14 protein-coding genes are annotated in these 19,625 nt (G+C 33.6%); all 14 read left to right on the top strand.

The genetic code is table 11. The features are described from left to right. Positions 1–69 precede the first annotated feature (69 nt). The 14 genes from Dvar_RS36225 to Dvar_RS36160 all read left to right on the top strand — a co-directional run bounded on the left by Dvar_RS36225 (position 70) and on the right by Dvar_RS36160 (position 19,413). Complete coding sequence (locus Dvar_RS36225) at positions 70–1,047, top strand: glycosyltransferase family 2 protein (protein ID WP_419658220.1); 978 nt, start codon at positions 70–72, stop codon at positions 1,045–1,047. A gap of 78 nt (positions 1,048–1,125) precedes the next feature. After that, positions 1,126–2,286, top strand: coding sequence for a glycosyltransferase family 4 protein (locus Dvar_RS36220; protein WP_419658219.1), 1,161 nt, complete (start codon positions 1,126–1,128; stop codon positions 2,284–2,286). Between the two features lie 169 nt (positions 2,287–2,455). Further along, positions 2,456–3,472, top strand: a complete 1,017-nt coding sequence (locus Dvar_RS36215) for a nitroreductase family protein (RefSeq protein ID WP_419658217.1) — start codon at positions 2,456–2,458, stop codon at positions 3,470–3,472. A 74-nt stretch (positions 3,473–3,546) separates the two neighbouring features. Continuing rightward, positions 3,547–4,665: a glycosyltransferase family 4 protein gene (locus Dvar_RS36210; protein WP_419658215.1), complete on the top strand. Its 1,119-nt coding sequence runs from the start codon at positions 3,547–3,549 to the stop codon at positions 4,663–4,665. A gap of 1,191 nt (positions 4,666–5,856) precedes the next feature. Beyond that, positions 5,857–7,425, top strand: coding sequence for a right-handed parallel beta-helix repeat-containing protein (locus Dvar_RS36205; RefSeq protein ID WP_419658214.1), 1,569 nt, complete (start codon positions 5,857–5,859; stop codon positions 7,423–7,425). A 1,221-nt stretch (positions 7,426–8,646) separates the two neighbouring features. Beyond that, the gene (locus tag Dvar_RS36200; RefSeq protein ID WP_419658212.1) at positions 8,647–9,450 is read left to right on the top strand and encodes a sulfotransferase family protein; all 804 of its coding nucleotides are present in this window, start codon (positions 8,647–8,649) and stop codon (positions 9,448–9,450) included. 136 nt (positions 9,451–9,586) lie between these two features. Further along, positions 9,587–10,105, top strand: coding sequence for a hypothetical protein (locus tag Dvar_RS36195; RefSeq protein ID WP_419658211.1), 519 nt, complete (start codon positions 9,587–9,589; stop codon positions 10,103–10,105). A 620-nt stretch (positions 10,106–10,725) separates the two neighbouring features. Next, positions 10,726–12,072: a hypothetical protein gene (locus Dvar_RS36190; protein ID WP_419658209.1), complete on the top strand. Its 1,347-nt coding sequence runs from the start codon at positions 10,726–10,728 to the stop codon at positions 12,070–12,072. Between the two features lie 61 nt (positions 12,073–12,133). Continuing rightward, positions 12,134–13,309 (top strand): glycosyltransferase, encoded by a 1,176-nt coding sequence (locus tag Dvar_RS36185; RefSeq protein ID WP_419658208.1) that lies wholly within the window; start codon positions 12,134–12,136, stop codon positions 13,307–13,309. A gap of 23 nt (positions 13,310–13,332) precedes the next feature. Beyond that, positions 13,333–14,463 carry a glycosyltransferase family 1 protein gene (locus Dvar_RS36180; protein WP_419658206.1) on the top strand — a complete coding sequence of 377 codons (1,131 nt, stop codon included), beginning with the start codon at positions 13,333–13,335 and terminating at the stop codon, positions 14,461–14,463. A gap of 173 nt (positions 14,464–14,636) precedes the next feature. Continuing rightward, a complete protein-coding gene (locus Dvar_RS36175) occupies positions 14,637–15,725 on the top strand; it encodes a polysaccharide pyruvyl transferase family protein (protein WP_419658204.1) in 1,089 nt (362 codons plus the stop codon). 36 nt (positions 15,726–15,761) lie between these two features. Then, a complete protein-coding gene (locus Dvar_RS36170; RefSeq protein WP_419658202.1) occupies positions 15,762–16,865 on the top strand; it encodes a glycosyltransferase family 4 protein in 1,104 nt (367 codons plus the stop codon). Positions 16,866–17,153: 288 nt separating this feature from the next. Beyond that, on the top strand, positions 17,154–18,746 hold the full coding sequence (locus Dvar_RS36165; protein ID WP_419658200.1) for a glycosyltransferase family 4 protein: 1,593 nt from the start codon (positions 17,154–17,156) through the stop codon (positions 18,744–18,746). Between the two features lie 112 nt (positions 18,747–18,858). Continuing rightward, positions 18,859–19,413 carry a polysaccharide biosynthesis/export family protein gene (locus Dvar_RS36160; RefSeq protein ID WP_419658199.1) on the top strand — a complete coding sequence of 185 codons (555 nt, stop codon included), beginning with the start codon at positions 18,859–18,861 and terminating at the stop codon, positions 19,411–19,413. Positions 19,414–19,625 lie beyond the last annotated feature (212 nt).

Below are 19,625 nucleotides of genomic sequence, written 5' to 3'. Positions count from 1 at the left end.
TTTTATACAGAATTTCTTCTTCTGTATTTGAATCGCCCCGTTTAGGGTTTATTTAGCTCGGAGTTTTTAATGGAAGTATCAGTTGTCATACCAATTTACAATGCAGAAAGGTATATGCGACGAGCCGTTGAATCGGCACTCGCACAACCAGAAACGGCGGAAGTTCTGCTGGTCGAGGATGCTTCTCCGGATAACGCGCTGAAAATTTGCCGGGAATTAGAAAACGAATTTAAGCGCGTCCGTTTGTTACGACACCCAGATCACGGGAACCATGGTGCGGGCGCGTCTAGAAATTTAGGCATATTGAACGCAAAATCTTTGTATATCGCCTTTTTGGATGCCGACGATTTTTTTTTAGAGAACCGTTTCGCGCATACCAAGGTGCTATTTGAAAAATCTTCCGATGTAGACGGCGTATATGAAGCTGTGGGTTTTGAGTTCCTCACCGAGGCGGGAAGGCAAAAGTGGCTGGCCAAAGGCTTTCATCATAATGGTCACATGGTAGATTGTGCTAAACCTGATAACCTTTTCGAGACATTGGTCAATGGAAAAGGCACAATTCATCTAAATGGTCTGACGGTCAAGAAGAGCCTATTCGAAAAATGCGGGTACTTTCCCGAAAGCCTAAAAGTGCATCAAGATACCGCTTTGATTGTAAAGATGTCTGTTTGGGGCAAACTTGTTCCTGGGCATTTAAGTAAACCTGTGGCCATGCGGACTTTTCATGATGAAAATCGTATTCTGAACCAAAAAGATAAACACCTCGATAAGTATCTCTACTGGAAGATGCTGTTCAACTGGGCTTGCGATAATAGTCTATCCAGTAATCGCTTGACCTTTTTGTTTAATCGCTATCTCTACTCTGTATTGCGGTCTTTGAAAAGCCAAAATCTGGAGTTTAATAATTATTGCCAGCGAATTATATCTTTTTCAAAGGATATTCTATCCCATCCCTTTCTGTTCATTGTGGCGGTATCGCAAGCGATATCCGAACGGGTTTTACACAAATCCTTTAACTCTTCTCTCTTTGGAAGAGGGGCGAGGTGAGTGTAAAAAAGCGAAAATTGTGAGTATATAGTATAACAGTAATTTTGAAAGCTTAACAGCTCGCCTTGAGATTAATATATGAATCCTTCCGGAAAAAAGAAAATATGTTTTTTATCGTATAGAAAGGTCCAGTGCACAGTTGTTGATAATTTTTCAAAAGCGGCAAATAATGCTGGCTATGATGTAACAGTTATCAGGTTACGTGGAAAGGGAGAAAAGGAATATGAGATAGATGGCGGACGGACGTTTTACAAAATTTCTCTTTGCAATAGATTTCATACTTACCATTTCTTCAACCGCTTAATTTTCTTGTGGAAAGCCATCCTAATAATTAATCGCAATCGTTATTCGATTGTCCAAATTACGAGCACATGTTCATTCTTCATTCTTATCAGGCTATTAACATTCTTTTATGCTAAATCCATTTTTCAGATTCTATCTTATCCGATTTCCAGCATCTTACGTAAATCACAAAGGCGTATGCTGGGCACAGCATTTCAATGTTACTTTTTAGATAAAGTGGCAGTCCAAAGCGAAGAGCTGAAAAGAAACTGGATTGGATTGCGTAAATTCAGTAGAGCAATAGTCATACCTGTGGGGTTTAACAAGGATGACTTTTATCCTGGATCGATTGCCGAACGATCAAGAATGAGAGCAAGGTTCGGTTTGCGGGAAGACCAACCGGTTTTGGTTTATTGTGGGGCGATTTCCCATCATCGACGAATTGACTATTTGATTCAAGCTTTCAAACAGGTGCTGGATTCTCAACCAGATGTAAAATTGCTAATGGTTGGATATGGCGTTGCGCTTTCGGATATTAAGGCATTAGTAAAAAGGATGAATATTGAAGAACAGGTTATCTTCACCGGAAGGGTTCCTTATCGCTATGTCCGGAAATTGATCGCAATGGCGGACATTGGGCTGTCTTATATTCCGGTGAATTACAGCTATAATTACAATCCACCCCTCAAAACATATGAATATATGGCCTGTGGTTTGGCGACCATTGCGACGAACACTGAAAGCAATTGTAAGGTCATCGTAGATGGCTATAACGGATCGATCGCCAGCGATACTCCAGATGATTATGCCATGGCGATCAAAAAATTATTGACCGATAAAAATCTGCGGACACTAATAGCAAGGAACGCACGTAATAGCATTTTGCATTACGATTTCAACTATATTAGCAAAAAGTATTTTCTTCCACTTTACGATGAGTTGCTGTCGTCGATATGAGCGAAAATGATGTTCAATTGCCACTTGTAGCCTGACATCGCTAAACCATGGAATGACGAGTTTATAAGAAAAATCCGAAAGTAAAATGCAAGGATTGTGGTTGACATAAATATTTTGCAAAATATCTATCTTTTTAGAAAAAATGACTTAGAGAAAATAGGAATAGAAGATGAAAGAAATAATGATTAACTTTTCTAAAAAAAGTCCTTTAGGGACATGGATTTTTTTGAAAATAGATTGGTTAGCACAGTTTTGGTGGGGACTCGAAATTTTAACTTATGATGTTTGGCGTTATGTAGTCTGGTCTTCATCAATAAGACGCAATTATTCTCAAAGTAGTTTAGAAAATCGTTTGATAGTGTTGTCGCATCGAATAGAAAAAGCGTACGCTTTGTCAGAGACAAGAAATGGGTTCGGCCGTGATACAATTTTTGAATTGTCGAAGCTGATTGGCATATACAAAAAGAGAAACTATTCGAAAAATACACTTGGTTATCGTATGGCCATCAGATCCTTACGTTACTATCTTGACGAACATAATCGCGTTGGATTTCCTTTGGGGAAGTTAGAAAAAAAAATAGAAAATTTGTTGCCTTCAGATACACCATCAGTTGTAACAAAAAAAATTAAAGCTGATGATTTTAATGATTTGAATGGTTTTGAGAAAATAGCAAGAAAGCGTTCAAGCATTAGGATTTTTACTAAAAATCCAATTAGACGAGAAGTTATAGAAAAAGCGATCAGTATAGCAAGGTTCACACCTTCAGTCTGTAATCGTCAAGCATGGCGTGTACACGCTTTATCAGATGAGAATATAAAAAATAGGCTTTTAGATATTCAAGGGGGCTGTAGGGGCTTTGGATGTGACGCATCCTGGCTACTCATCATAACAATGGATTTGGCTGTGTTTAACAGCGTCAAAGAACGCAATGAAGCATACGTAGATGGCGGGCTTTTTTCAATGTCATTAATTTATGCCCTCCATGATGAAGGATTAGGTACATGTGCCCTGAACTGGTGTGTAAAAACCAAAAAGGATCGAAAGGTTAGAAAAATACTTAACATTTCCGATTCGGAAGTTATTATCATGTTTATTGTTGCCGGTACTGTTCCTGATACAGTGACAGTTGCAAACTCTGAGAAACGTCCAGTTGAAGAACTTTTTATCGTTCATAATAATACATAATAATAGGCTTTTGTGCGTTATGTCTGTCAGCATAGTCTGATGCAAGAAACACCTGACAGAAGGTACAGAATAGAATGTTAAAAAATAAAATCTTTTTTATTCAGCCGGGGTATGCTCACTATAGAAAGCGTCTTTTTGAGTTACTTTCTGAGCGACACGATATACATTTTTTCTTTGAACGTTCAAAAAATACCTATCCTGGCAATATCACAACCGGAAAATTGCCTTGCACTTTCTTAGATCAAGAATTTAGTAAATGGTGGATAGGTCTAATATACTATCTGTTAAAATTTAAACCTAAAATAGTCATTTCCTCAAATCCAACTTCAATGAATAGCTTTATTTCATTTATCTATTCAAAAATTTTTAAGAAGAATTTTATTCTTTGGAGTCTTCAATGGAAAAATAGACCTTCATTTTCGAATCGAATTCTGGTTGATTTTTGGAGATTTATTAGATGGACAGTTAGTACTAACCTCATAAAAATGTCTGATGCTCTCGTTGTTGGTGGATCAGCATCAAAGAATCTAGCTCTATCTTTAGGAAAAAATAAAAATAGCATTTTTGTTGCATTTCAATGTTCAAATGATATTAGTAGAGGAAAAAGTACTATATTTTTTAAAACTCAAAATAATAAAAAAAATTTTACATATCTATATCTAAGTAGAATTATACCGTTAAAAGGTTTGGATTTACTTATAAAAGCCTTTTCAAAAATAGAAAAATTACAGGAAGATGTGTCGCTAGTTATAGGTGGAGATGGTCCTTTTCGTTCACAATGTGAAAGATTAGCAAAAAAGTTGAAAACTCAAAACATTACTTTTTTAGGTGTTGTCGATCGACAAAATGTTGGAGATATTTATGAACAGGCTGATGTTTTTATTTTACCTTGTTATTTTAAAGATAATCAATATGAATCTTGGGGCCTTGTTGTAAATGAAGCAATTAGTATGAGTCTTCCAGTCATTTCGACCACAGCTGTAGGTGCGTCATTTGACCTAATAATAGACGGATATAATGGATTTATAGTAAAAGAGCATAATATTAAATCATTATACAATGCGATGACTAAAATTAAAAAATTAGATACGATAAAAATGGGCAATAACTCTAGAATGCTTTTCGAAAGTAAAAACAATTATATTAAAATGGCTGATGGTTTTAGTTCTGCAATAGAACTTTTTGAAACTTAAAGAGGAGAGAATTTTTAATTGCCCAAAGTGAAATTCCCTATATGGGGTCATCGCCAAGACATTGCTAAAATTAGCCTTGTAAGCATAAAGACAGTTTGGCCGTAATTGCTTCAGTCCGATCATTGACGATTTGGATCAAGATGGCTGTAAAATTTATGGTGAATATCTTGGCGTAAAAAATCAGATACATTGAGTGAAGCGTTCTGTCTCTATAATTTACGATTTTGATAGGCGATTTCATGAACTTATAATCTTTTTTCACCTGACAGCGATGGTGATATAAATCGCCACAATCATCGTGCGGATACTTTTTCTAGTCGGTTAACGAAGTGGTCAACACTTCGGTTCCACCCGTCGGCAGATCAATGCGCACCAGACGGAACTGCAGCGGTTTTTATTCAAGTTAAATTCGTCGTACTTGCGTGCCAAACTGGGCGTACAGGCGTATTTGCTTGTGCGCTGCGGCTCTCCAGACCGTAAAAACGCCTTGACAATTTTAAGATTATTGCAAGATATGCGGGCACGAATATTTGCTCAACTTTCCAGGATCAGCTAAAATAGCCAAAAACTCTCATAGCTATGATCAGCAAAAATAAATCTTCAGAATTGAGATAGATGTTATGAGCATTTGCGATTTTCTCTGGTTTTGATTAGTGCCCCTTTCTTTTTTATAATTTTGTGCAGCGCTAGTTAAATTTTTGGTATAAAAAATATAGTTAATTTATCAGAATGTTATGCAATGAGAATGCTTGATGTCGATGACATTGACTAAACACAGTCAAAAACTGCAGCGTTTATAATGGGAGACAGAAATTCAGATATAAAGACAGCGGCAGACAATTTTTAAAAAATCCAAGCAATAAAGTTATCCTTCTGTGAATTTGCGTATCCTCTAATGCGACCTCATCAATCCCCCCCACCTTTTTGCCCACTTTTTTTTGGCACAGATCCTGTATGGCTGATAACAGTTCTTGTGGTAGTGATGAATCAACGGGTATTTTGAAAGTTTAAAGGAGGAGCTTATTGAACTAATATTACAATGATGATAGATGGTTGTGTTGTCAATGGTAGGAAAGAGCATATATCTGTTTTAGGTGATTTATGATTTTGACTATTATTAGATTCTTTTAAATTGGGTTTCAAAAAATATTACAATTTTTCTTCGAATTGGTGCTATACAAAGGTGGTAAAATGAAAATAATTAATTTTTTAACAATTTTTTTTATTATCGCTATCCCTGTTTCTTCCTTTGCAGGAACAGCCTATTATGTTGATTGCAGTTCAAATACGAATGGTGATGGCAGTTACTATAATCCATGGAATACGATTGAGGCTGTAAACCAGCACAGTTTTCAATCAGGTGATGATGTATATTTTAAAAACAATACTACATGTAAAATAAATTCAGATAATGATAGACTTAAAATCGAGTGGTCAGGAACTTCAAATGATAGGGTTATTATAGGTAGTTATGATGAAAAAGATGACTTTGAATGTGGGGCCGTCCCACATGAAAGTGGAAACAGGGCCATTATAAGTGGGGACAATAATAGCTATCCTGAAACGAATTATTCTTACCCTGTAAGAGTCTATAAACAGTCTTATGTGACTTTCCAAGGCATTCAATTTGAAAATATTGGTAAGGCAGGTGTTTCAACTACAGCTTTGTTTGTAGAAAGTAGCGATTACATAGATGTTGACAATTGCTACTTTTATCAATCACGTGGAGGACTAGTTTACATAAAAGTTGAAAATGGAACTATAAGTAATTCAACCTTCGAACAGATAGGATATCCTGATTGGAACGGTGTGGGGGCAGCGCTTGAATTGACTTCTGCATATGTAGATGGTGCTACACATGACATAACCGTAACTAAGAACAAAGTCTTTGACAGTAAGCATGAAGGTATAGGCCTATATAAAAATGTAAATGGCTGCATCATTGAGAAGAATGTAGTATATAATATAAGATCTTATCATATATACAATGGCGCTTCAAAAAACAATATTTTTAGATACAATATAGTTTATGAAGAATCTAATTCTAGATGGTCTGATCCTTCCTCTCCACAGTATAAAGGAAGTCGATCCTCATTTGCTTTTGCTAGTGGTATTGAAGAAACAAGGTCAAGTGAGAGATATAATGGCTATAATGAGTGGTACGGCAATATCGTAGCTGGAATGCGTCGTGGTATGAGCCTTAGTTGCGTTGTTGAATCTGTAAATGATTATAATGACATTGTTTGCCATCCTAACGAGAAGATTTATAACAATATTTTTATAGACAACGACATAAACATCCATCTTGGTACACGGACTGTTGGAGATTCATACGAAATAAAAAACAACATATCAATAATAACTAATGAAAACTTGAGTTCGTGCAAGCATACTGACCGAGCAAGTGCAACTGGCGCTGATTGGGATAACAACATATTTTACGGTGGGGCTATTTCTGGAAACGCAGCAAAAAGTGCAATCACGGACAATCCAAAGTTAACAAAAATGTCCGGTTGGAGAAAAATTGTTGGAGAATTGACTGGAAATGAATTTATACCAAATATTGACAGTATTGCATTCACAATGGGTAAATACTTTGAAGACCATAAAAAGGATAGACTCCATAGTGTTGACTTCAAAAGTAATCCATTTTCTGTAAGTACGACAATTGCAACTAATGAAGTAATTGGTGCTTTTTTTAATAATTCCACGGTTGAACTAAAACGAGTGGAAAATGTAGAAATTTCTCCTTTAAATTAAAAATATTAGTTTATTTGGTTCTTACTTACTTTTGATTTTAAATAGCGGCTATCAGTTTGAAAGGAAATTTACATAATTATGGACTCAGCCATGGTTAAAAAAACCGTAAGTGTGTAACCACTTTTTCTGGTTATGATCTTTTCTTTTAAACTGCCAATTCGAATGTATTTTTCTGATCAGCCCATGTCAAGGAAGCTACGCTTTGGTCGTTCTTCTTTGATGTGGGTAGATTAGAAATTTATATTGATAACAGAGAATCAATATGAAGTATGCAAAAACCGATGAAACTAATTTTGCGAAATAATGTTCTCCACCTACATAGCAGATGGTATCGGGATGCCCCCTCAAAGGCGGCGTTGACGTCGGGAAAAGCCCGCTGGGGCTTGGTTCAATTACCTATTCGAAATCAAGTTCTATTTGTTGTTTCTCAAGCGCTTCTTGCTGGCGGATATAGTTCCTTATAGTTGCTCTTCAAGACCAACTGTTCCAGAAATTCCAGCACTCTTTGCCTGCACGGGTTTTTCGATATTTCACCAACCTTGCGTTTGAATTTGCCATACAGGTTTCTCTTTTAATGTATTAGTATAATTACCAAATGCTAATTACCGTACAATCGTACATGAGATGAACTTTGCCTGTCAGGATAGGTTCTTTCTCCTTTATGCCTCCAAGGTTGCTTTCCTATGTTCCCAAGGAAGAACCTATTCTATTTCTCGCTGGATCGGTGGAGCCTATCCGCGTCACCAATAAAAGTGGTGGCTTAATGCCAGATTAAATCAAAAATTAATTAGAAATTATCTTTATCAAAAAGAAAATCCTTAAAAAATAATACATTTAGTTAATGACTCGTCAGTCCATAAACAAGCGACTATTGGTAATATATCCATTGGTTCTATTTTTTATTTGGCATACTTATTTGATTATCGTGGTATCGCTAAATACAGTAAATTTATGATAGCACTCTTTCTGAATGAACAACTTGAAGACTACTCATATAAAATTGGTTGCAGTTGGCTTACGTTGGTATAATTTGCTTTCTTGTCCAAATGTCTATATTTGTAAGCAGGAATTAGTCAATAGAGGTGGGTAAAAGCACAGAGAAAAAAAATAAAAACAATATTAAGTATTTATCTGAGTCTCTGATAAAAAGTATTGTAAAATGATTAATCAGCATTCAAGATTGAATGTTGGTGTATCTATTTATAAAAAGAAAATAGTGATATGAGTATGTTAATATCAGAAAAAATCAAAAAAGTTTATGGTAAAGTAAAATTTATTAAATTTTTGCACAAATCTTTTATTAATTTTTGCCATGATATAATAGACAGAGGACTTTTCGGATTAAAACCGCTTGAAACTCATGTTGTAATATGCGGTTTTCCGCGTGGAGGTACAACTCTCCTTCAGGCAATTTTAGAAACTAATCTTCCTGGTGCTTTATCTTTTGGCAAAGAGCTCAATGCATTAGATGTAGCAAATTTTAAATTAAGAAATCACCCAATACTTGTTACTAAAAGACCAAATGATATATTTTTAATAGATGAAATACAAAAATATTATAAAGATAAAATAACTTCTCCAAAGTTTATCATTTTGGTAAGAGATCCACGGTCAATTTTAACATCTTTTCATCATAGCAGTTCAAACTATTATGTTTCTGTTGATAGATGGCGATCTATATATTCCGCGCTTGTTTCTCTAAAAAATACAAAAGATTTATTTATTTTACGCTTTGAAGATTTAGTAAAAGAAACAGATAAAATTCAAAGAGAATTGATGGGTTTTATAGGCTGCAATTTCATTAATTCTTTTAGGAATTTTTACAAAATAATTCCTGATAAATTTCGAACGGACGCATTAAATAGTATTAGACCGATTGATTTATCAACTATCCAAAAATGGAAAAATCCAAAGCATCATAAAAAAATTAAGTCTTTGATTGAGAAGGAAATGCCTGAATTGTGTCAGGTGTTAATTGATCTAAATTATGAGCCAGACAATAGTTGGTCATTAAAATATAAATAAAATATTTTTTGATTTATCCATTTGAAAAAGAACTATAAATTTTGTTCAAAAGTTTTTGTATTTGTATACCTTTACATAATTATTAGTAAACATTGGTAGCAATTATCTAAAATTTTAGGATATAACTATCAAATGAATGAAAACTGTAAAAGAAAAAATGATAGTAGAAAATAGAGATATTAGTTTTGATATTTTCCGTTCATTAATAATTACATCAGCCATTGTTTTGCATTTTAACAATCGATTCACATTAGGCGTTTTTGCATATCCCTTTAGATTTATTGATTCTCATTTATTCAATGTTGGGAATTTTTTTTTCTTTACTGCAGGGTATATGGGGTATTTAAATTATTACAAAAATAATAAACGAAATATACAATATGATTCTATAAAGTCGATAAAAAAAGGATTTTATATTCTTTTTGTATACTGTTCATTTGTAACATTTATGAGAGTTTTAACGAATACAAATATTCCAAATAATTTTTTTGATTTTTTTTGGAATCATAGATTTTATGCAAAGGTGTTAGTAACTTTTTCTTTTGTTTACATAATGTCTCCAGTAATACTAAAAATATTCAAAGTGAATAAGATTGTATCAATTATCTTATTTATAATAGTTTATTTAGTATATGTGCAAAATTATTCAATGTAAAATTCTTCTAATAATTTTTTAGGAATATTTTTCGGAATAGGGTATAAATCAATTTATTATCCTTTTGTAGCTTCATTAATAGTATACTGTTTTGGATTCTACGTATCATTTTGTGAGCATAGATATAATGTCTTGTTTAATAAAAAAATAGGTTTTATTTCTATGCTCACAATAATTTTACATTCATTTTTAATTGTGTCATATCCAGAATATAAAGAAATAATACATTTTAGAGAGATATGGTTATTAATAACATCATGTTTAATAGTAGCATTTATTATAACATTAAGATTGTGTTTGTCTTATAAAAAATTTTATGTTTTTCTTAATAGTAAAAATTTAACACTGATAGGAGTTAAAAGTCTCTCATTTTACGTGATTTCTAATCTTTTTTTAGGTTTCATTTTAGTGCCGGAAAATTCCGGAACTATATATAATTTTATAGTTCTTGCTATGATTTTTACAATGTCATATATTTTTACAAAATGGCATTATTATTCTGATTTTAAAATAGGAAAAATTAAATAATATAATAAAAAAGTTTATGATAGGCATTGCTTGATAAAGAAAACAAAGCTCATATTAATATTTTAATTTTCAAAAAAATACTACTTTTATAGATGACTTTTTCTCTAAATAAAACAATTATATCTTTTGTACTTTTTATCGCTTTGTTAGGCGGTATTAGACTATATTTAGGCCTGCCTAATGTTATAGTTATCTTAACAGAAATACTGATATATACTCTTTTTGTAATTTCTCTATTTTCTCGTAAAATTAAAGGGTTATATTTCCCCCATTTGATTTTTAGCTTATTTATAATGATAATGATAGGGCTATGTTCTATATCTCTGAATGAAACATCTTACCATAGAATGATTTTTAGTATAAGGTTGCTATATAGATTTTATTTTTTTTATATTGCAATTACGCTTCTCGATCTTAGTGATGATTCATTAAAATTTTTAAATAAGATATTGTTTATTTATTTAATATTACAGTTTCCTGTAGTTGCTATAAAATTCATAAAATATGGAATCGCTGAAAGAACCATGGGAGCATATTCGACTCCTGACGGTTCTTTATCTACAACTATTCCTATTACCGTAATTTTTTTCATGGCTTCTTTTTACAGATTTCATAAGAAGAGTATTATCTATTTGCTTGTTGGATTAGTTTATATAATAATTTCTATTGTAGGTGCTAAAAGAGCAGTTTTGTACCTTTTTCCAATTCAATTTGTTTTTATTTACTATTATTTTTATTTTAAGGGATTTGAAATAGATTGGACAAAAAAAATCAGTATTTTCGTGTTTTTTTTAATCTTCATTTTAATTTTGTCTAGTTCAGTAGTCTATTTGAATCGATCATTAAATCCTGAAGAAGAAGTTGGTGGTAGTATTAATTATAAATACGCTTTGAATTATACAAAAGACTATATGGATGGAGTTGATGGTTATGGTTATTCTTATGGCCGAACTACCACTACTATTAGAGTATTTGAGATATTATCAAAAAAAGGTATCATAAATATATTTTTGGGTTTAGGTCCTGGATCTAGAACAAAATCTTTTTTTGACACAAAAAAAGATATTAAAAAACAAATTGAATTGAAAGATGAAATAATGATTAGCTACGGTATGACTGCATTTACAAGAATTGCTTTTGAATATGGTGTATTGGGTGTTATAGCATATTTATACATAATTTTAAATCTCACAATGATGGCTATTAAATATTCAAAACAAGAAGATGATCCATATTGGAAAGCCTTTGCTTATGGATCAGTAGGCTTTTCATTTTCAATGTTATTCTTCTTTTTTGCTTATAACACGTCTTCAGTTTGGGGAGATACTTATCCAGCGTTATATTTTTATGTAATGGCAGTTATTTATACAAGAAAGAATCGTCATAGTAAATATTATGGCGGTTTAGAAACATTTCCACGAATTAACCCAATATCTTAGCTGTTTGGTCGAAAAATAAATTTTAAAGAGAAAAGGAATCCAAAATTTCAAAGGATTTAAAATGAAGAACTGCAAATGCTTCTGGCTAAATATAGCTATGATAGATCGTGACATTGAGGTAAACTTTAGAAAAAACATTTTAATTGAATTATCAAAACAGGGAGTCTCTGTCAGAGCAAATTTTAATTATATAAATGATAAAATAGCTATAAATGAGATAGATAAAGTTTATTATATTAAGCTAAGGCAAAAAGGTATCTTAGGGAAAATTTTACTTAATATTGAACAGCAAATTACTCTCATAAAAAATTTAGATGCTGATGTTGTTGTTTTAAGACCATTCAATTTGATCGAATCTCTTCCAATATGGTTCTTTTGGAAAAAAATTTTGGGTCGGAAACTTCCTAAATTCGTTTTAGACATCAGAAGTATAGTCACTGATGACCCTGTTTACATAAAACATCTTCAGCGCAAAATGAGATTCTGGTTTAGCGTAAAATTTGCTTTTTGCTATTTTGATGGTCTGACCATGATCACAAAGATAATGAAGAAAGATATTCAAAACGTTGTAAATAATTTTAACAAAAAGATTGGAATTTGGTCTTCTGGAGTTAATCCGGATATGTTTGATCCAGAAAAAGCAATTGATATTAGTGACAAATTAAAAATAAATAATCGTTTTGTCATAATGTATCATGGAGTTTTTTCTTTTCAAAGAGGTCTACAGCAGGCAATAAAGGCAATTAAAATTGTGAAGAAATATCATCCAGAGGTTTTGTTTCTTCTATTAGGAAAAGGAAGAGCTAAAGCAGAGCTCGAAAAATTGATAAATAATCTAAATTTACAAAATAATATAATGATTCACGATGCAGTTTCGTATGAACATGTTCCTGACTATATTAAGTCTGCAAAAGTGGGACTTTTACCTTTTCCTGATATACATGCGTGGAATACTAGCAGTCCCATTAAATTGACTGAATATCTTTCAATGGGGAAACCGGTGATTGTGACTGATATTGAGGCGCATAGGGAAGCACTTGGAAACCTAAAATGTGGTATTTTTGTCAAAGATCATCAACCAGAAAATATAGCAAAAGGAATATTTAAAATTATAAATAGTAGATCAGAATTGCACGAATTAGGAAAAATAGCAAGATCTGCTGCTTTGGAAAAGTTTACGTTAGAACAGCAGGCTTTAAAAATTAAAAAATTTTTTAACGAATTGTTAAACGAATAAAAAATTTAATTGGTATTTTATCTATGTATAGAGTCTTACACTCAGTAAGTTTTTTAAGACGAGCTGGAATTGAAACAATGTTGATGAATTATTATAAACATATAGATAAAAAAAGAATTCAATTCGATTTTCTTGTTAATTCGGAAATTGTTGGTGAATATGAAAAAGATGCAATAGATTTAGGAGCACGTATTTTTAGATCTCCTGGTTACCAACCATATAAATACCACAAATTTAGACAATTCATGGATACTCTTTTTCGAAAAAATCCGGAAATAAAAATTGTTCATGGACATAACGGCGCTTTATCTTTCTTTCCTTTATTTGCAGCTATGAAATCAGGAGTACCTATAAGAATCGCTCACAGTCATAACACTAATATAAATTTCGATGCAAAATGGTTCATTAAAAAATTCTGTAAAAGTAGATTAACTAAAACAGCCAATATTTTTTTTGCTTGTAGTGAACTTGCAGCCAGTTTTTACTTTGGATCAGATATAGTAAAAGAAAAAAATTATACACTTATAAGGAATGCTATTGAATTAGAAAAATTTACTTATAATATAAGTGTTAGAAATAATATTAGAAAAAGTAATGGATGGGAAAATAAACTCATAATCGGTCATGTTGGTAGATTTATGCATCAAAAGAACCATTCTTATCTTATTGATATATTTAAAAAATTAAACAATAAAAACCCAAACTCTATATTAATCCTTATCGGTGATGGAGAATTAAAAAATAGAATTCAAGAGAAAGCTTTTGCTTTAGGACTTTCTGATAAAATATATTTTCTTGGTTCAATTTCAAATGTTAATGAATACTACCAAGCGATGGATGCTTTAGTGATGCCATCTTGGTATGAAGGATTACCTGTTGTTGGTATTGAAGCTCAAGCATCTGGTTTGCCATGTATTTTCTCAGATACAATAACACTAGAAGCGAAGATTACAGATAGCACTGAATTCTATTCGCTTAAAAAGCCTCCAGAAAGATGGGCGGAACTAATATTAAAGACTGTAAATGGTTATGTAAGGAGAGATGTAGCGGAAGAAATGAAATTTGGGGGATATGACATAAAAATCGAAGCAAAAAGATTGGAAGACATATATATAAAGCTCGCAAAAAATAGTTGTAATAATAGGATAAACTAAAAATAATTATTTAAATAAATTCTAGAAATAACATGATTGAGAAAATTATTTTATTCGACTAAATATATTAAATTTTTTATGGCTTTTCTTTTTTAGAATGGTAGAAAAGTGAGATCCTTTTTATAAAAAGAAAATCTTCCTTTAAACGAATGAACTTATTTTAAAGGTAACGCATGAAAATAGGAATTATCACACACCATTACATTAAAAATTTTGGTGCATTTCTTCAGGTTTATGCTTTGCAAGAATATCTTAAAAGTGCTTTCCCCAATTCAGAGATATTCATTATTAACTATATAGTTCGTAAACATAAAATAATCAATATTGGTGGTTATTTTAGAATATCTTTAAAAAATGAACGTCTTAGATCATATTTTGAAAAAATTAAACTTATAAGTTCTTTTAAAAACGCTGAACGTAAATATTTAAATTTAACCAAAAGGGTTTATAGTATTGAAGAAATAAACAATCAAAATTTTGATTGTATTATAATTGGAAGTGATGAAGTCTGGCACTACGAATCAGATGCTATAGATCCAGTAAAATTTTCTTTAGGCTTAAAAGCGAAAAATATTATATCTTACGCACCTAGTTCTGGTAGTATTAATTTGAGTCATCCAATACCTGATTTTGTTAGAGAAGGACTTTCTAACTTCTCTTTTATATCTGTTCGTGATGAATTGTCGGAAAAACTTGTAGAAAAAGTTTTGGGGTTTAAGGCTGTGAGAGTTTTAGATCCCACTTTAATGTATAAATTTCCAATTATTGAAGATGATTTTACAAAAAGGATTAAAAAAGAAAACTACTTTTTGATGTATCATTGTGTTGGCATGCCTAAGGAATTAATTGAAAAAATAAAGTCATACTGTAAAAGGGAAAATTTAAAGATATATGGTGCCGGAGAATATGCAGCATATTATTCTGATATTACTGTAAACATGTCGCCTTTTCAATGGGTTGAAATGTTTAGAAACGCAAAATTTATTCTTTCAGGAACATTTCATGGAGCTGTCTTTTCTATAATTATGAATAAAAACTTCCTAATGTATTTGACACCTAATAATAAGAGCAGATCTACAAAAGTCAGATCGTTGCTAAAACAATTTGATATAGCAGAAAGAATTATAGAAGAGAGAAATTATTTCAAAATTGAAAAACTTTTTAACTCAAAAATTAATTATGAAAAAGTTAATGGTATTAGGAAAATCATGGAAAACAATAGTGAACAATTTATTAGAAATGCTATCGGTATGATAAACTAATTGCCCTTACCATAATAACAAATGGAGGGCTACAGTGTGAAAATAGCATATATTGCGATAAAAGGGATGCCTATTGGCGGTGGTATTGAAAAGCTTACCGAAGAAATCGGTTCGCGTATGGCGGCCCGCGGTCATGAGGTTGTGGTTTATTCCAGTCGGGACTATGGAACAGTGGACTGTATTTACAAAGGCATGAAAATAAAGACGGTGCCTTCCGCAAATACTAAAACACTGCACAAACTATCCATTTGCCTGAATGCCGTTTTGGATGTTCGAAAAGATAAAAGACACTTTGATATGGTGCATATCCACGCCGTGGGTCCTTCTTTGTTTGCCCTGTTTACCCGCCTGATGGGCATTCCAACCGTCGTTCAGACTCACGGGCTGGAGTGGAAACGTGACAAGTGGGGACCGGCTGGTCGATTGTTTTTCAAACTCGCCGATCTGACGGCGGTTTTTTTTCCCCATGCCACAACCGCCGTATCCCAGGTCCAAAAAGCATATTACGAAAAAAAGTTCAAAAAGCCTATCGTATACATTCCCACCGGAGTAAATCGGGTCAGGCGGCGGGTGCCAGACTGGATCATTAAGCAGGGCCTGATGCCGAACCGCTATATTCTATTTGCTGCAAGGTTAGTTGAGGAAAAGGGAGCCCATTTTTTAATCGAGGCATTTCGTTCCATCAATACGGATTTTAAAATGGTCGTGGCAGGTGATGCCGCCTATTCGGAAAGTTATAAATCAAAACTAAAAAAAATGGCCGCAGGGGACGATCGATTCCTATTCCCTGGTTTTGTTTCTGGGGCGAATTTGGAGGAACTGTTCAGCAACGCGTACATTTTTTGTTTACCATCCACTATTGAGGGGCTGCCAATTGCCCTACTCGAAGCGATGAGCTATGGTAACTGTTGTTTGGCTAGCAATATCCCTGAAAATGTGGAAGCTATGAAAAATTATGGTTACTTTTTTGCAAATCGTAATGTTGAGGATCTCAGGGCAGTGCTCAATGATCTCATAAAACATCCTGAAAAGGTAGAAAATATGAAAAGAACCGCTCAAGAGTATGTTATCCGGAATTATTCCTGGGATAAGATAGCCGATCAGTTGAATGATCTTTACATGACATTAATTTCTAAATAATGTACTGGTTTTCTCTGATTTTCACTTATGAAAAAAGTTTCCAGGATTTTATGAAAACATTTTCTCAGTTCACCATTCAATTTGTTCCGTGCCTTCCATTTAAGGATGAATAATCAAAAATATTAGCGATTAATCTGGTTTGATTAAATTATCTCTTTGTTGGCTCAGAATTTGCTGTCCAGCTATTACCTAGTAGAAAAAAGATCAAATACAGCAGAAATTATAAAATAGAAGCTAATGACATATTTAACTACCTTATTGGTATCCATAGTTATAACAATAGTCATAATGCCATATTCAAAAGCACTGGCAGTCAAGCTACAGGCTATGGATAAGCCAAATCATCGAAAAATTCACAAAGGTATCATGCCTAAATGCGGTGGCATCGCGATGGCTGTTGGTGCGTCCGTTCCGATAATGCTCTGGGCACCGAAAACGAATTTTATGAATGCCCTTCTGCTCGGCGCCTTGATTATTGTTATCTTCGGTGTTGCCGATGACATGAAGGACTTGGCGCCCAACTTAAAACTATTGGGTCAGGTTATGGCCGCAGTGGTTGTTACGCTGGTTGGCGGTGTCCAAATTGCCGATTTAGGAAACTTAGTGGCAGAGGGAATCCGAATGCCTATCTGGGTTGCCATACCGCTGACCATTTTTGTTATCGTAGGGGTGACCAACGCTACCAACCTTTCCGATGGACTCGATGGCTTGGCAGGTGGCATGTCGCTTATGATTCTGTTATGCATCGGCTACTTGGGCTTAAGTCAGAATGATTGGGTGACGACAATGATCGCTATTGCCGTGGGTGGCAGCGTACTCGGTTTCTTAAGATTTAACAGTTACCCCGCCCAGCTTTTTATGGGAGACGCAGGCAGTCAGCTCCTTGGCTTTGTTGCCGCCGTGCTTTTGATCAAGCTATCACAACAATCGTCAGACATTAGCGCAACCCTGCCTTTGGTCATACTGGGCGTTCCTGTTCTGGATACTTTAACGGTAATGTTTAAAAGAATGATCCAAGGCCGTTCTCCTTTTTCAGCGGACCGGAATCATTTTCACCACCAGTTGATGAAAATCGGTTTATTTCATACTGAATCAGTATTGACCATTTACTTGGTCCAAGCAGTGTTGATATTATTCGCGATCTTGTATCGCTCGGCAAATGATTGGCTTATAATCTCATTTTATTTCGCTTTTTCCATCAGCGTATTGCTGATTTTTCACTTATTTAATAAGACAGAATACCGTATTAACCGTGATGGTTTTATTAATTCTATCAAATTGCAACTGAGCCCATTAAAAGATAGAGGTCAAGTAATAAAGTATTCTTTCGGGATCGTGAAAATTGGTGTCCCAACGCTGCTCATGTTTAACATAATTTATCAACTTCCTGGAAATGCAAACTATTTTATTTTATCTATCATAATATTGATCTTTTTGTTGGTTGCCTGGTCAACGAATAACGATGTTTTAAATAAGATTTCAAAAATTGCACTTTATCTTTTTACACCATTCATTATTTTGAATTGTGATCAAGAATTGACTGCATCCATTAGCATTTTTTTAAATATGGTATATAATTTATTTTATTTTATACTTTTATTGGCCGTTTTTGTAACGATGAAATTTACAAGGAGGGCTAATGGTTTTAAAAGCTCAACCTTAGATTTTTTAGTGATTTTTATAATTATCTTAATCCCTAACTTGCCGGCAGAAAATATCAAGGGGCATCTTTTAGGACTTGTTGCAGTTAAGACAGTAATTATTTATTATAGCTATGAGGTTTTAGTCGGTGAGCTAAGAAAAAGGCCTTCTGTGATGTGTTCCATTTCGATAGCTCTGGTATTAGTGATCGCAAAAGGACTATTTACAATTTTAAAATAATCTATAACAATTATATATAAGCAATATTACCATGCTTATCAATTGTCATGCATACCAGAATTTGAATCGCCCTGTTTAGGTAAGAAAAAATTGAAAGTATGAAGGAGAACGGATGAAAAAAATTATATTTTGCTATGTCATTTTTATATATTCATTAATATCTATGGGCTCTGTGGTTTTTGCTGCACCTTATCATGTCGGGCCCGGCGATGTCCTGGAAATTTCCATATGGAGAGATGAAGAGCTTAGCCGTGAGTTGATTGTTCCTCCGGATGGAGTACTGTCTTTCCCACTTATTGGCGATGTGGACGTGAACGAAATGTCTGTAGCCCAAATAAGGGAGACTATTAGGCAAAAATTATCAGAGTATGTACCGGAGGCATCTGTTGCCGTCATACTGAAAGAAATCAATAGTCTAAAAGTGTATGTGATCGGGCAAGTGAAGAACCCAGGCGCTTTTTCCATAACACAGGAAACCCGTGTTATGCAGGTATTAGCTCAGGCGCAAGGATTGACACCATTCGCTTCGGAACGGGACATTCATATTCTTCGGTATATGAAGGGCAAAACGATAAAAATTGATTTTGACTACAAATCAATACTTAAGGGTAAAAATTTAGATCAAGATCCCATATTAAAACGTGGTGATGTGATTGTTGTTCCATAGGCTATTGGTGATGAGAAATTTGAAATTTTTGGTTATTAAAACCTAAACTGGGCGATTGTCGAGCTTGCCGCATATACAAGGCAGATGTCTTTCCGCTATAGTCGCCTATGCGGGAAGACATCTAACGACGAAGATGCGATAAGATCGGCAACCCCGTTAGGGGTTCAAATTCTGGGAGGCAATAATGACCTATCGTGTTACCATGCTTACCC

This window comes from Desulfosarcina variabilis str. Montpellier (assembly GCF_048565275.1).
Lineage (GTDB): Bacteria > Desulfobacterota > Desulfobacteria > Desulfobacterales > Desulfosarcinaceae > Desulfosarcina > Desulfosarcina variabilis.
Note: the sequence above shows the minus strand (reverse complement) of the source record. Positions and strands in the feature narration are given on the sequence as shown.

What these genes read in the sequence shown, in the direction of transcription:
- Dvar_RS36185 (WP_419658208.1), top strand. Translation starts at nt 12,134, where the DNA reads ATGAAGAACTGCAAATGCTTCTGGCTAAATATAGCTATGATAGATCGT.
- Dvar_RS36160 (WP_419658199.1), top strand. Translation starts at nt 18,859, where the DNA reads ATGAAAAAAATTATATTTTGCTATGTCATTTTTATATATTCATTAATA.
- Dvar_RS36210 (WP_419658215.1), top strand. Translation starts at nt 3,547, where the DNA reads ATGTTAAAAAATAAAATCTTTTTTATTCAGCCGGGGTATGCTCACTAT.
- Dvar_RS36220 (WP_419658219.1), top strand. Translation starts at nt 1,126, where the DNA reads ATGAATCCTTCCGGAAAAAAGAAAATATGTTTTTTATCGTATAGAAAG.
- Dvar_RS36190 (WP_419658209.1), top strand. Translation starts at nt 10,726, where the DNA reads ATGACTTTTTCTCTAAATAAAACAATTATATCTTTTGTACTTTTTATC.
- Dvar_RS36225 (WP_419658220.1), top strand. Translation starts at nt 70, where the DNA reads ATGGAAGTATCAGTTGTCATACCAATTTACAATGCAGAAAGGTATATG.
- Dvar_RS36175 (WP_419658204.1), top strand. Translation starts at nt 14,637, where the DNA reads ATGAAAATAGGAATTATCACACACCATTACATTAAAAATTTTGGTGCA.
- Dvar_RS36195 (WP_419658211.1), top strand. Translation starts at nt 9,587, where the DNA reads ATGAAAACTGTAAAAGAAAAAATGATAGTAGAAAATAGAGATATTAGT.
- Dvar_RS36205 (WP_419658214.1), top strand. Translation starts at nt 5,857, where the DNA reads ATGAAAATAATTAATTTTTTAACAATTTTTTTTATTATCGCTATCCCT.
- Dvar_RS36215 (WP_419658217.1), top strand. Translation starts at nt 2,456, where the DNA reads ATGAAAGAAATAATGATTAACTTTTCTAAAAAAAGTCCTTTAGGGACA.
- Dvar_RS36165 (WP_419658200.1), top strand. Translation starts at nt 17,154, where the DNA reads ATGCCATATTCAAAAGCACTGGCAGTCAAGCTACAGGCTATGGATAAG.
- Dvar_RS36180 (WP_419658206.1), top strand. Translation starts at nt 13,333, where the DNA reads ATGTATAGAGTCTTACACTCAGTAAGTTTTTTAAGACGAGCTGGAATT.
- Dvar_RS36200 (WP_419658212.1), top strand. Translation starts at nt 8,647, where the DNA reads ATGAGTATGTTAATATCAGAAAAAATCAAAAAAGTTTATGGTAAAGTA.